Source organism: Kitasatospora sp. NPDC093806 (assembly GCF_040683335.1).
GTDB lineage: Bacteria > Actinomycetota > Actinomycetes > Streptomycetales > Streptomycetaceae > Kitasatospora.
Map to the genome: position 1 here is coordinate 127,754 of NZ_JBFBDO010000008.1, position 13,464 is coordinate 141,217.

General features: G+C 72.7%; 11 protein-coding genes. 3 read left to right on the forward strand and 8 right to left on the reverse strand.

Annotated elements, in window-relative coordinates:
* Positions 1–67: 67 nt before the first annotated feature.
* Complete coding sequence (locus AB0N76_RS07805) at positions 68–1,066, forward strand: RICIN domain-containing protein (protein WP_363554279.1); 999 nt, start codon at positions 68–70, stop codon at positions 1,064–1,066.
* Between the two features lie 70 nt (positions 1,067–1,136).
* On the opposite strand, the gene AB0N76_RS07810 is transcribed toward AB0N76_RS07805, so the two are convergent.
* Together AB0N76_RS07810 and AB0N76_RS07815 are read right to left on the reverse strand one after the other, a co-directional pair.
* Positions 1,137–1,463 (reverse strand): antibiotic biosynthesis monooxygenase, encoded by a 327-nt coding sequence (locus tag AB0N76_RS07810; protein WP_363554281.1) that lies wholly within the window; start codon positions 1,461–1,463, stop codon positions 1,137–1,139.
* A gap of 97 nt (positions 1,464–1,560) precedes the next feature.
* Positions 1,561–3,639, reverse strand: coding sequence for an MDR family MFS transporter (locus AB0N76_RS07815; RefSeq protein WP_363554283.1), 2,079 nt, complete (start codon positions 3,637–3,639; stop codon positions 1,561–1,563).
* Positions 3,640–3,933: 294 nt separating this feature from the next.
* Between AB0N76_RS07815 and AB0N76_RS07820 the strand changes: the two genes are divergently transcribed.
* The gene (locus AB0N76_RS07820; RefSeq protein ID WP_363554285.1) at positions 3,934–5,061 is read left to right on the forward strand and encodes a hypothetical protein; all 1,128 of its coding nucleotides are present in this window, start codon (positions 3,934–3,936) and stop codon (positions 5,059–5,061) included.
* Positions 5,062–5,079: 18 nt separating this feature from the next.
* On the opposite strand, the gene AB0N76_RS07825 is transcribed toward AB0N76_RS07820, so the two are convergent.
* From AB0N76_RS07825 to AB0N76_RS07840, 4 genes are all read right to left on the reverse strand, one after another.
* Entirely contained in the window at positions 5,080–5,667 is a 588-nt protein-coding gene (locus tag AB0N76_RS07825) for a TMEM165/GDT1 family protein (RefSeq protein ID WP_363554287.1), read from the reverse strand.
* A gap of 242 nt (positions 5,668–5,909) precedes the next feature.
* Positions 5,910–6,698 (reverse strand): ABC transporter permease, encoded by a 789-nt coding sequence (locus AB0N76_RS07830; RefSeq protein ID WP_363554289.1) that lies wholly within the window; start codon positions 6,696–6,698, stop codon positions 5,910–5,912.
* Between the two features lie 3 nt (positions 6,699–6,701).
* Positions 6,702–8,309 carry a phospholipid carrier-dependent glycosyltransferase gene (locus AB0N76_RS07835; RefSeq protein WP_363554291.1) on the reverse strand — a complete coding sequence of 536 codons (1,608 nt, stop codon included), beginning with the start codon at positions 8,307–8,309 and terminating at the stop codon, positions 6,702–6,704.
* Positions 8,310–8,484: 175 nt separating this feature from the next.
* Positions 8,485–9,825 carry an MFS transporter gene (locus AB0N76_RS07840; protein ID WP_363554293.1) on the reverse strand — a complete coding sequence of 447 codons (1,341 nt, stop codon included), beginning with the start codon at positions 9,823–9,825 and terminating at the stop codon, positions 8,485–8,487.
* A gap of 170 nt (positions 9,826–9,995) precedes the next feature.
* Between AB0N76_RS07840 and AB0N76_RS07845 the strand changes: the two genes are divergently transcribed.
* Positions 9,996–10,556 carry a MarR family transcriptional regulator gene (locus AB0N76_RS07845; protein ID WP_363554295.1) on the forward strand — a complete coding sequence of 187 codons (561 nt, stop codon included), beginning with the start codon at positions 9,996–9,998 and terminating at the stop codon, positions 10,554–10,556.
* A gap of 159 nt (positions 10,557–10,715) precedes the next feature.
* Here AB0N76_RS07845 and AB0N76_RS07850 read toward each other — a convergent pair whose 3' ends face one another.
* Together AB0N76_RS07850 and AB0N76_RS07855 are read right to left on the reverse strand one after the other, a co-directional pair.
* The gene (locus AB0N76_RS07850) at positions 10,716–12,524 is read right to left on the reverse strand and encodes a glycosyl hydrolase family 18 protein (protein WP_363554297.1); all 1,809 of its coding nucleotides are present in this window, start codon (positions 12,522–12,524) and stop codon (positions 10,716–10,718) included.
* 367 nt (positions 12,525–12,891) lie between these two features.
* Positions 12,892–13,464: FxLYD domain-containing protein (locus AB0N76_RS07855; protein ID WP_363554299.1), on the reverse strand; the 573-nt coding region annotated here is incomplete at its 5' end.

Consider the following 13,464-nt stretch of genomic DNA (forward strand, 5'->3'; position numbering starts at 1 on the left):
GCCGCCCCGCCCGTCCGTCCGCGCACGAAGATCTCCACCGCCCCCTCAAGGAAGTGGAGTCGAACCCGTGCCCACCCCCACCCGCGGAACCGCCCGCGCGGCCACCATCACCGCCACCGTCCTGGCCCTCGCCGGCGCCTTCGCCTCACCGGCCGCCGCCACCACCTTCGCCGGCCGCGACGTCCCGGCCTCCGTGACGATCGCCCCCGGCCAGACCGCGGCCGTGCCGTGGACGTACCAGAACACCGGCAGCCCGGGCGCCCTCCCGGCCACCGGCATGACCGCAACCTTCACCGCCCCCGGCACCACCACCTTCGCCCCGCAGACCACCGTCCCCACCCAGTACAGCGCGGACGGCTCCAGCTGGGGCGGCAACAACGTGGGCCTGCGCAACTGCGTCCTCGGCAAGACCAACCGCACCCTCACCTGCGAGGGCTACGGCCGCAACGGGGGCCGCAGCGGCTGGCCGACCAACGGCTACTTCCGCTTCTCCCCGCAGGTCACCGTCGACGCCGCGGCCCCGGCCGGCACCACGCTCCCGCGCGGCAACGGCAGCTTCAAGTACACCGACCCGAACAACAGCACCGAATACACGATCACCGACGGCGCCCTGAACGTCGTCACCCCGCCCCGCACGTCCACCGGCATGTGCCTGGACGTCGGCGGCACCCGCAACAACGCCGACGCCGCCCGGATCTCCCGCTGCCAGGACCACACCAACCAGCGCTTCGTCCACGACGACGGCCGGATCAAGGTCGCCGACACGATCGGCGCCACCCGCACCGAGATGTGCCTGGACGCCGACAGCACCCACACCAACGGCGACAAGGTCCGCCTCTGGGCCTGCGAGTCCACCCCCACCGCCGCCGCCAACCAGTCCTGGACCCTGCGCCGCGGCTCCTTCGTCCTGGAGTCCACCCTCGGCACGCCCCACGAGATGTGCCTCGATGTGGGCAACACCCGCAAGAACGACGACAACGTCATCCTCTACCAGTGCGGCGCCACCAACCCCAACCAGAAGTTCCTGGTCGACAACGGCTACCTCAAGGTCCGCGACACCCTCTGAGGCCCGCGGACGCACGGCGCCCCCGGCCGGTCGGGCCGGGGGCGCCGTGCTGCGTGCCGCGGGGTGCGGGTCAGGCCTTCGGGGCGGCGGACTGGATGACGTCGAAGGACCAGAGGGTGGCGCCGGTGGCGGCGGGGCGCTGGGGGGCTTCGCCGTCGGCGGGGGCGGGGCGGTGGGCGGCCTGCATGGTGCCGGTGCGCCAGGCCTCGAAGCTCTCCTCGTCGCGCCAGCGGGTGTACACGAGGTACTGGTCGGTGCCCTCGACGGGGCGGAGCAGCTCGAAGTACTCGAAGCCGTCGGAGCCCTCTACCGCGCCGGCGCGGGCGGCGAAGCGCTTCTCCAGTTCCTCCCGCTGCTCGGCGGGGACGGTCAGGACATTGATCTTGACGACGGACATGCCGTACCTCCTCAGGTCTGCCTACTGAGAAGGCAGTCTGCTACACCTCACACGATCCACGGCGGGGTGGCCGGGTCGCCGGGGGCGAGGCGGAGCGTCAGAAGGAGCGGCCCTCGCCGTGGTAGGGGGGCTCATGGGGGACGCGGTCGGGGCGGTCGCGGGGGTCGGCGCACAGTGCGGAGGAGAGGCGGGTGAGCAGTTCGGCGAGGTCGTCGAACTGCTTCTCGTCCCAGTCGCCGAGCAGGTCGGCGAGCTGCGCCCGGCGGGCGGCGACCAGTTGCAGGGCCGCCGCCTCGCCCGGCTCGGTGAGGCGCAGCGGGAGCCCGCCGGTGCGGGCGGCCAGGCCCCGGCCCTCGACCTCGCGCACCGCCTCCTCCACCACCGCGAACGGGACGATCCGCCGTTCCGCCAGTTCGGCGGGCTCCACGGAGCCGTGGTGGTGCATCTGGAGCAGCAGCCAGCTGGACGCGGGCTTGAGGTCGAGCCCGGCGGCGGCGGTGATCCGCTTGAACAGGTCGCGTCTGGCCTCCCGGCTGCTCAGCACGGACAGGGCGCGGCTGATCTCGTCCAGCGAGGAGCGTTCGACCGGGTTGAGGCCGATCGACTCGCCGAGGTCGGGGGCGGTGACGGTGGTGCGCAGCTTCTGTTCCCGCAGGAGCAGGGAGAGGACGAAGGCGACGGCCGCCACCGGTACGGCGTAGAGGAAGACCCGGGTGATCGACTCGGCGTAGGCGTGCAGGATCCCGGCCTGGGCGGCGGCGGGCAGCCGGTCGATGACGCGCGGGTCGGAGGTGATCGCCTCGGGGCTGAAGCCGGGTGGCAGCGGGACGCCGGCCAGGGCGTCGCGGAGCCGGTCGTTGAGGCCGGAGGCGAAGATCGTGCCGAAGATGGAGACACCGAAGGAGGCGCCGATGGAGCGGAAGAAGGTGGCGCCGGCGGTGGCCACGCCGAGGTCCTGGTAGCCGACCGAGTTCTGCACGATCAGCACCAGGACCTGCATCACCAGGCCGAGGCCGAGGCCGAAGACCAGGAAGTAGCAGCTCATCTCGAAGGTGCTGCTGTGCTCGTCGAGCCGGGAGAGGAGCAGCAGGCCGACGGTGGTGACGGCCGTTCCGGCGATCGGGAAGGACCGGTAGTGGCCGGTGCGGGAGACGATCTGACCGGATCCGATCGACGTGACCAGCATGCCGAGCACCATCGGCAGCATGTGGATGCCGGACATGGTGGGCGAGACCTTCATGACCACCTGGAGGAAGGTCGGCAGGTAGGTGAGCGCGCCGAACATCGCGAAGCCGACCACGAAGGAGATGACGGCCACCAGGCTGAACGTCCGGGAGCGGAACAGCCGCAGCGGCAGGACGGGTTCGGCGGCGGCCCGTTCCACCTGGACGAAGACGAGCAGCAGGGCCACGCCCAGCACGCCCAGCCCGACGATCTGCCAGGAGTTCCACGCCCAGGTCGTCCCGCCGAGCGAGGTCATCAGCACCAGGCAGGTGGCGACGGCGGCGATCAGCACGGTGCCGGGGTAGTCGATCCGGTGCCGGCGCCGCACCTCGTTCCCGCGCAGCACGGCGGCGATCACCGCCAGGGCGACCACGCCGATCGGCAGGTTGATGTAGAAGACCCAGCGCCAGCTGAGGTTGTCGACGAACAGGCCGCCGAGCAGCGGGCCGAGGACGCTGGTGACGCCGAAGACGGCGCCGAAGACGCCCTGGTACTTGCCCCGGTCCCGGGGGGCGACGAGGTCGCCGACGATCGCCTGGGAGAGCACGATCAGACCGCCGCCGCCCAGGCCCTGGAGAGCGCGGAAGGCGATCAGCTCGCCCATGTTCTGGGCGATGCCGCAGAGCACCGAGCCCAGCAGGAAGATCACGATGGAGGCCTGGAAGAAGACCTTCCGGCCGTACATGTCGCCGAGCTTGCCCCAGAGCGGGGTGGCCGCGGTGGAGGCGAGCATGTAGGCGGTGACCACCCAGGAGAGGTGTTCCAGGCCGCCGAGGTCGCTGACGATGGTGGGCAGCGCGGTGGAGACGATGGTCTGGTCGAGCGCGGCCAGCAGCATCGCCAGCAGCAGGGCGCCGATCGGCACCCAGAGGTTGGCGGCGGTGGCCGGCGGCTGCGGCGGGCCCGGCTCGCCCACGGGGCTCCGGTCGGACGCGGCGAGCGGATCCGTCATGGCGTCTCCGTAGCGAGGTCGGCGAATGATCACTCCCGACTCACCATGCTGTCAGAAATGCCCTGTTTTGCTCCGTTCAGTTGAGCCGAAAGTACGGTGACCGGATGGTGGGTGCTTCACACCATCTCCCCGACCGTTCATCAATCCCCAACCCCCACCAATCGGCACAAGGCCACCACGGCGGCCCGGACGGCCCTGTCCCCTCTCAGGGACGTCCTGCATAATCAGGCCCGTCCACCGCCTGAACACGAGTCCGACACCGCGACCGAGCGAACTACCGAGGAGGGCCGGCCGATGCCGGACCAGCACTGCCCGACGTGCGGCACCGCACGCTCCGCCGGGTGCAGGTGCCTCCCGGACCCGAGCCTCGACGAGACCGCCGTCCTGCCGCACCTGGAGGGCCCGCCGCTGGTCCGCCCGTACGTGCCGCAGACCCCGGTGCCGCAGACCGTGCCGCCGCAGGCGATGGCGCAGAGCACGCAACCCCCGGCCACCCCGCCGCTCGGGCCGGACGCGGACGCCTACGCGACCACCGTCCTGCCGCCCGTCGCGCCGACCCCGCGCTTCCCCCCGCAGCAGCACGTCCAGGAGCACCAGCCGCCGTACGGCGCCCCCGGGCCCGGGCCCGCCCCGGAGCCGGACGGGGACGAGCTCGGCGTGTTCCCGTTCCCCCAGGCCGCCCCCGCCCCCGGCGGCCGGGCCGCCCGGCGCGCGGCGGAGCAGGAGGACGGGCGCGGCCCGCTCGCCCGCCGCAAGGGCCTGCTGATCGCGGCCGGTGCCGGACTGCTCGCGGTCACCGTCGGCCTGGCGTACGCGGTCACCCCCGCCGGCGAACCGGAGCTCCGGGCCCTGCCCACGCCGACCAGCACGCTGGCCCCCGCCCCGGTGGACCCGACCACCCCGGCCCAGCCGAGCCCGAGCGCGCCGCCGCCCACCAGCGAGGCGCCGACGGCCACCCCGACGAAGGCGACCGCCAAGCCGTCCCCGACCCGGTCGACGGCCAGCGCCCCGCCCCCGGCGGCGCCCACGACGACGGTGGCCGCCGCTCCCCCGGCACCGGCCCCGGCCGACCCGGCTCCCCCGACCCAGGCCCCCGCCCCGACCCAGCCCCCCGCACCGACGCCCACCCCGACCCCGACTCCGACGCCCACCCCGTCGGCGAGCACGGCCCCGGCGGTCCGGGCGCTCCAGCTCGGCATGGACGGGTCCGACGTCAAGGACATGCAGCTGCGGCTCTCGGCGGCGTACTGCGGCTCCGTCGACAAGTCGATCGCGACCGGCTACTTCGACTGGTGGACCCAGACGGTGCTGGGCCAGTTCCAGCGCAGCCTCAAGGTCAAGAACGAGACCACGTCGAGCGGTGGGGCGATGTACGGTCCCAAGACCCGGGCCGCGCTGGAGGGCTACCAGTCGGACTGCTGAGGCACCCGGCCCCCGGCCTCAGCCGGTGATCGCCTGGAAGATGCTGACGCCGGCCATCAGCACCATCACGCCGGCCGCCACCCGGATGATCATCTTCATCGGGACGTGCTTCAGCAGCTTCTGCCCGCCCAGGATGGCGATCCCCGCGACGGCGCACAGCGCCAGCCAGGCGCCCAGGCCGACGGCGAGCGGGTCGGCGTACTTGGCGGCCAGGTTGGCGGTCATGATCTGGGTGAGGTCGCCGAACTCGGCGATCGCCACGACCAGGAAGCTGGCCCCGGCGACCTTCCAGAAGCTGTTGGCGGACGGCTCCTTGGCCGCGTGCCCGTCCTCGTCCTCGCCCCCGCCGTGCAGCAGCAGCATCGCCGCGCCGGCCAGGAACAGCACGCCGGTGACGCCCTCCACCCAGCGGTGCGGCAGCAGCGAGAGCAGGTGCCCGGCGACCAGGGCGATGCCGACCTGGAGGGCGAAGGCGGCGGCGATGCCGGCGAAGACGTAGCTCGCCCGGTACTTGGCGCCGAGCATCAGGCTGGCGAGGGCGGTCTTGTCGGGGAGTTCGGCCAGGAAGACGATGCCGAAGGTGATCGCGGCGACGGTCAGGCTCATCGGGGGTGGTGTCCCTCGGGTTCGGGCTGCCCGGCCTCGGCAGCTCCGTCAGGGGTCGCTCCGGCCCGACAGCGCTGGTTGGTCTGCTCGCGGATCAAGGCGATCGCGAGCGCACAGCACTGCGGCCGAAGGTCTCGCCGGCAGCCGGATCGGACATCCGGTGCCCCGGGCGCCGGGCCCCGCGCGGGGGCCAGTATGTCGACGGTCCGGTGGAGGGCTACTCCCCTTCAACGGCGTCTACCCTACCCGATGGCCTCCCCCGGGCGCCCGGCGCGGACCAGGCCCCGGGCGACCAGCTCCAGCACCACCACGACCGCCACCGACTCCACCGCCAGCAGCCCGACCAGCACGAACAGCTGCACCGCGCCCGCCTGGAGCGGCGAGGCCCCGCCGAGCAGCATGCCGACGAAGGCGCCCGGCAGGGTGACCAGGCCCACCGTCCGGGTCTGGTCGAGGGCCGGGACGAGCGAGGTGGCGGCGGCGGTGCGGCAGATCTCCAGCCGGGCGTCCCGGTCCTCGAAGCCGAGCGCCAGCGCCGCCTCGACCTCGCCGTGCCGCTGGCGCAGCTCGTCCAGGGCGCGGCGGCCGGACAGCGAGGTGGCGGTGAGCGCGCCGCCGATGAGGATGCCGGCCACCGGGATGACGGACAGGCCCTGGAGCGGCAGCAGTCCGCTGCCGAGCAGCAGGACGAGCACCGGCAGCACACCGGCCCCGATCGGCGCGACCGCCCAGGCCCAGGCGCGTCCGGGGCCGGGGGCCATCCGCCGTCCGGCGGTGCGGACCGCGACCGTGAACATCAGCAGCACGAACAGCGCCGACCACCAGGGCGAGCCGACCACCCAGGTGATCACCAGGGCGACGGCGGCCAGCTGCGCCACCGCGCGCAGTCCGGCGCGCAGCACCGCCCGCCCGTGGCCGAGCCGTCCCCAGCCGGCGACCGCGACGGCGGCGAGCAGCAGGACGGCGGTGACCGCGCCCAGACCCGGGGTGACCGGCAGCAGCTGGCCGCTGCCGCCCGCCGCGCCCAGCACCGGTCAGATCCAGGTGGTGAACCACATCCGGTCCTGCCAGGACGTCATCGGGATCACCTCCGCCGTGTACAGCGGGTGGAAGAAGGCGAAGCAGGCCACGATCGCCAGCACGATCAGCCCGGCGCCGGCCGCGCCGATCCGGCGCCGTTCGGGCGGGCAGCCCTCCGGCCCGAGCATCGCGCCGAGCATCTGGGCGACGGCCAGGCAGAGGAAGGGGACGAGCACCACCATGTAGAAGGAGAAGACCGTCCGCTCCTGGTACTGGAACCACGGCAGGTAGACGCCGGCGACGCCGCACAGCACCGCGCCGGAGCGCCAGTCCCGGCGGAAGAACCAGCGCCAGAGCAGGTAGAGCAGCGCGAAGCAGGCCGTCCACCAGAGCAGCGGGGTGCCGAGGCCGAGGATCTGCGCCGCGCAGCCGCCGGAGGCGGTGCAGCCGCGCTGGCCGGTCGGCACCTGCTCCCAGTACATGGAGACCGGGCGGCCCTGGACCAGCCAGCTGAACGGGTTGGACTGGTAGGTGTGCGGGCTGCTCAGGCCGGTATTGAAGTCGTACATCTGCGAGTGGTAGTGCCACAGGCTGCGCAGCGGCGCGGGCACCCAGCTCATCGGGACCTGGGGCAGCGGGATGCCGAGGAAGCTGTCCGGGGAGAGGCCGGCCCGGTGATCGGCCCAGCTCCGGTCGAAGCCGCCGCCGGTGGCCAGCCAGCCGGCCCAGCCGGCGAGGTAGACGGCGAAGGCGGCGCCGACGGTGGAGAGGAAGGCGGGCAGCGCGTCGCGGCGCAGCATCGAGCGCCAGGGGCGGCGGGCGCCGGCCCAGCGGCGGCCGGACTGGTCCCACAGGACGGTGAGCAGGCCGAAGGCGGCGAGCACCATGACGCCGTTCCACTTGACCCCGCAGGCGGCGCCCAGGCAGAGGCCGGCGGTGATCCGCCAGGGCCGCCGGCCGAGCCGGACGGTGTCGCCGCCGTACTCCGGCAGGACGGCGGCGAGTCGGGCGCGGGTGCGGTCGCGGTCGATCAGCAGCGCGCCGAACGCGGCGAGCACGAAGAACATCTGGACGCCGTCGAGCAGGCCGACCCGGCTCATCACCAGCTGGAGGCCGTCGACGGCCATCAGCAGGGCGGCGGTGCAGCCGATCAGGGTGGAGCCGAAGAGCCGGCGGCCGATCCGGGCCAGCATCAGCACGGTGACGGTGCCGAGCAGCGCGGTCATGAACCGCCAGCCGAAGGGGTGCAGGCCGAACGCCTGCTCGCCGAGGGCGATCACCCACTTGCCGAGCGGCGGGTGGGCGATGAACTCGGGGGCGGAGGTGAGCGGGATGTGCTGCGGGACGGCCAGGATCTGTTCGTTGGCGTGCTCGGGCCAGCTGCCCTCGTAGCCCTGGTCCAGCAGGGACCAGGCGTCCTTGGGGTAGTAGGTCTCGTCGAAGACGAAGGCGTTGGGGTAGCCGAGGTCCCAGAACCGCAGCAGTCCGGCGAACAGCGCCACGCCGATCGGTCCGAGCCAGCCGGAGTGGTCGGCCGCCCAGCGCCGCGGCCCCCGCCGTTCCGGTGCCGGGGCGGCGGGGGCCGGGGGTGCCGGTGGGTGGGTGAGCGCTGCTTGCGTCATGGCCTCGCCGATTTCGCCTGTCTCGCCTGTGCCGGCCGGGGCCGGGCGGTCAACAGCCACTGACACTATGTGGCGGTGGTCGTGAAACCAAGCGCGACGGGCGCCGTCCAGGTGACCTGGTCGGCGCCCGTCGGGGCGGTTCGGAGCGGGTCCGGGCGGGCGGCCCGGCCGGGGCTCACGCGGCGGTCTGGAGCTCCCGGACCGCCGGGCGCGGGGCGCGCGCCGGGGCCTCCGGAGCGGCCGGCGCCTCGGGGGCGGCCGGGGCCGCGTTGTCCTGGGCGGCGGTGAGGTACGGCCGCAGGCGCAGCGCCAGGACGACGATCAGCACGGTGCAGCCGGCCATCGCGGCCAGGTACAGCGGCCAGGTACCGGAGCCGACCAGCAGGACGCCCACGGCCGGGCCGACGGCGATGGCGATCTGCTTCACCAGGGCGTAGCCGGCGTTGTAGGTGCCGAGCAGCCGGGCCGGGGCGAGGTCGGCGACGATCGGGCCCAGGGTGGGGGCGAGCAGCGACTCGCCGACCCCGAAGAGGGCGTAGATCGAGACGATCGCGACCGTGGCGGCCATCGCCTCGGTCCGGATCAGGCCGGCGACCAGGGCCATCGTCCAGGCGCCGAGCCAGACCACGCCGGCGGCGGCCATCGCGGTGGTGCGGCGGCGGCGGGCGGTGATCCGCACCATGAACATCTGCAGCACCACGATGGTCAGCGCGTTGGCGCCGATGGCGATGCCCAGGGTGGAGGGCGCGGTGCCGACGGTGTCGGTGGCGAAGGCCGCGACACCGGACTCGAACTGGCCGTAGCAGGTGAAGAAGATCAGACCGGCGAGCAGGCTGAGCCGGACCATCGCCTTGTCGGCGAGCAGGGCGCGCAGGCCCTGCGGGCCGTCCGCCTGGCCCTGGACGAGCACCGGGGCCGCGTTCGGGATGCGGGCGGTGCCGGTCACCAGGGCGAGGCCGAGGAAGGTCACGGCCTCGATGGTGAACAGCCGGGTCAGGCTGGCCGGGTCGGCGACGTCGACGATCTGGCCGCCGACCAGCGCGCCGATGCCCATGCCCAGGTTGACCAGGGTGAACTGGAGCGCGAAGGCGTGCGAGCGGGTCGCGGCGGTCGAGCAGCGGACGATCATCGTGGCGAGCGCCGGCTGGCAGGTGGTGACGCCCGCGCCGAACAGGAACGAGGAGACCAGCAGGGCCGGGGTGTCGGTGGCGTGGCCGAAGGCGAACGCGCCGGTGGCGGCGAGCGCGGCGCCGGCCAGCAGCACCGGGCGCGGCCCGTACCGGTCGATGCCGCGGCCGGTGAACGGCAGGACGGCGAGCGCCGCCAGCGCGAAGACGGTGAAGACCATCCCCGCGGCGAGCGAGCCGAGGCCGCGCACCTGGTCCACGTACACGAACATGTACGGCATCGTGAACCCGCTGCCGAACGCGCTGAGCGCGTTGCCGATCTGGACGCGGCGCAGCGGGCCGCCCGCCGTGCGTCGCTGCTGACCCCGCTGCTTCACCGTGCCGATCACCGTGCACACCCCTTCTGGTGGACTCCGCCCGTCAGGGCTTCGTCAGTTTTCGTTGGATACTCTTAAGACCGGAAGACTTAAGAGCTAAAGTTTGACTCTAAAGTTTTAGCACTGGAAGAGTGCTGAGTCAAAGGCTTAAGGGGTGCACCCCGCATGGGACACTGGTCCGCATGACTGCAGAGAAGCCCGTCCCGGCCACCGACCGGGAGCTCGGCATCGCCGAGCAGGTGGCCGTCTACCAGCGGGAATTCCCCACCGTGGACCCGCAGGTGGAGACCATCGTGCAGACGCTCTCCCGGGTCGCCCGGCGGATGACCGTCGCCTACGACCGGCAGCTCACTGTGCTCGGAATCACCTCCGCCGAGTGGGAGGTGCTCAAGGCGCTGGTGGTGTCCGGCAGCCCGTACCGGCTGGGGCCCGGCGAGCTCGCCAAGCGGCTCGGGCTGACCCCCGCCGCGATGACCCACCGGATCGACCGGATGGTCACCGAGGGGCTGGTCACCCGGGAGCGGGACGAGACCAACCGGGTCCGGGTGATCATCGAGCTGACCGACCTCGGCCGCGACAAGTGGCTGGAGTCGATGCGGATGGCCGCCGTCTTCGAGGAGGAACTGCTCCAGGACGTGGTCGGGGCGGACCGCACCGTCCTCTCCGGGATGCTGGCCCGGATGCTGCGCCGGATCGAGGAGACCCAGCCGGACGCCCTCGGGCGCACCGCCGACCTGGGCTGAGGCCGGCCCCCGCGAGGGAACGGCCTCGCCGCGGAACGGCCCCGGGCACGACGACGGGCGGCCCCGGACGAGATCTTCGCTCGCCCGGGGCCGCCCGCGTTCTCAGGGATTCAGCCGTTCACCGATTCATCGGTTCACCGGCTCAGGTGTTTCGACGACTCAGCAGGGGCCGTTGTCGGTCCAGACGCCCCAGGCGCCGCTGGCGCTCGGGTCGTCGCCCTTGGTCCACCACTTGCTGGTGTAGAACCGGCCCTTCCAGGAGACCTTGGTCGGGGTGGCGTAGGTGGTGGCCGCGTCCCAGCTCGGGGCGCCCGCGCAGCCGGCCGGGGTGGTCGGCGGCGTGGTCGGGGGCGTCGTCGGCGGGGTGGTCGGCGGAGTCGTGGGCGGCGTGGTCGGCGGGGTGGTCGGAGGCGTGGTGGGCGGCGTGGTCGGCGCGGCCGGGCAGGCGGCGGACGAACCGTTGGTGGCCTCGACCATCTTGTCGAACAGCGCGGTCTTGGTGCCCAGGTCGTACAGCGAGAAGGCGAAGGAGCCGCCGAGGCCGTTGCAGTGGGCGTAGTCCAGCTTGGCCTGGATCGAGCGGGCGTCCTCACCCGTCCAGAAGGTGCTGCCGTCGTAGAAGTACGTGGTCTTGGCCGTGTCGTCCCAGAAGGTCTTCGCCGGGTTGTCGACGAAGCCGGCCAGCTCCTTGTACATCTGGATGCCGGGCACGTTGCCGGAGAGCGCGGCGCCGGCGGCGGGGCCGGTGGCGGGCTGGAAGAGGCCGTTCTTGCCGTTGTTCTGGACGCCGGTCCAGCCGCGGTAGTAGAACGGGACGCCCACGTTGATCTTCTTCGCGGGGAAGCCGCCGGGGATGCCGTAGTCCGCGTCACCCGCGGTGTAGGCCTTGATCGCCGCGTCCACCGAGTACTTGCCGTGGCCCGGCTTGGCCGGGGTCATCGGGTCGTCCGGGCCGGAGTAGAGCGGGGCCTGGTGGTTGGTCGGGCCCTTGGCGTCCCACGCACCGTGCATGTCGTAGGTCATGATGTCCAGGAACGTCAGGTACTGGCCGATCTTGTCGGTCTCGACGTTCCGGATCTTGTCCTGGCCGGCGCCGACCGCCGCCGCGGTGGCGTAGGTCTTGCCGTCGGCCTTGCCCTGGGCGTCGAGCTGCTCGCGCAGCTCCTTCAGCAGCAGGGTGAAGTTCTGCTTGTCGTTCGGGCTCTCCAGGTTGCCGGTGTGGCCGCCGCCGCCCGGGTACTCCCAGTCGATGTCGATGCCGTCGAAGATGCCGGCCGCCGCGCCCTGGCCGCCGTAACCGGCGTCGACCGGCAGGTTGCCCTTGATGAACATGTCGATGCAGGACGAGACCAGCTTCTTGCGCGAGGCGTCCGTGGCGGCCGCCGCCGAGAAGTACTTGGAGTAGGTCCAGCCGCCCAGCGAGATCAGGATCTTGAGGTTGGGGTTCTTCGCCTTCAGCTTCTTCAGCTGGTTGAAGTTGCCCGCGATCGGCTGGCCCCAGACGTCGCCGACGCCGTCCACCGCGATGTCCGGACCGAAGCTCTTCTGGTAGTCCGCGAACGCGTCGCCCGCGCCGTCACCGGCGTTCGGGTTGTTGTCGTCCTGGTTGGCCGCCTTGGTGGCCTGGAAACAGGAGAGGTTGGTCGGGTGGATGTTGGCGAACGAGTAGATCAGGTAGTCCAGCTTCCCGGCCACGCCGGTGTCCTGGATCGTCTTGGGGTAGTACGCGTTCGCGTAGATCGACCACTGGTCGAAGTAGGCGACCTTGATGCCGCCGCTGGTGGCGGGCGCGCCGGTGGAGTTGGTGACGGCGGCGTTGGCGGTGGCGCCGCCGGTGAGCGCGAGGCCCGCGCCGAGCAGCAGGGAGGCCGTGGTGCCGGCGGCGATCGCGGTCAGGCTCTTGGACCGCTTGCGGCGGCCGCCCTCCTGAACCGGGGCACCGGCCCTTTCGATGCGTGAACGGAGCATGGGTGCGTGACTCCTGGTGGTGGGGGATTCCGCCGTGTCCCGGGGCGCAGGTACGGGGTGGGGCCGTACGACCGGGACATGACAGAAGGGATGGGGGAATCGAGCGGGACATGCCTGTCTGGGACGCCGGGATATGCCGAACCGGCGCCGGCGGCGGACCGCTGACGCCGGTTCAGGGGCTCCCTGCACCTGGGCACTAAAATGGACTAGACCAACTACCCCGTCAAGGGGTGATGTTGAGGCTTGAGCCGCCGTTAAGGTTCCCCGTTCACCGAGTGACCCCCGCTGACCTGCGGGTCAGCGGGGGCCGGCGGGGCAGCGGGGGCCGCGTCGGGTGTACGGGTCGGGTGTACGGGTCGGGGGCGCGTCAGTACCGGACGGCGTTGGCGACCACGGCCTTCACCGGGTTCGACAGGCCCCGGTTGCTGCGCGCCTTCGCCTCGGCCTGCTGGCCGGCGGCCACGTCCGGGACGGTCACCACGGTCGCGTCCAGCAGATTGCCGCCGTCGTCGGTGAAGTTCACCTGGACCACGTAGCGGTTGGCCTGCTGCCCGTGGTTGGTGACGGTCAGCGTCACCTCCGCCTTGCCGTCCGCGGCCACCGTCACCGCGCCCAGGGCGACGTCCGCCTTGGCGTCCAGGCCGCCCTTCACGTCGGCGAGTGCCGAGGACGCCGCCGCCTCCGCCGACGCGGCCACCGAGGAGAGCCCGCCCGCCGCCGAGGCCACCGCCGAACCCACCGCCGAGGCGGCGGCCGAGGCGGCCCCCGCGAGCCCCGACTCCACCGCCGCCGCGGCCGAGGAGATCGCGCTGCTCGGCTTGGCGTCCGAGGAGCAGCCCGCCAGCGCCGCCCCGCCGAGCACGGCCGCCCCTACTACATCCCCTGATCCCCACCCCCGGCCCCGCCCGGTATCGGGCCGCCCGACCTGCCGCCGACCACC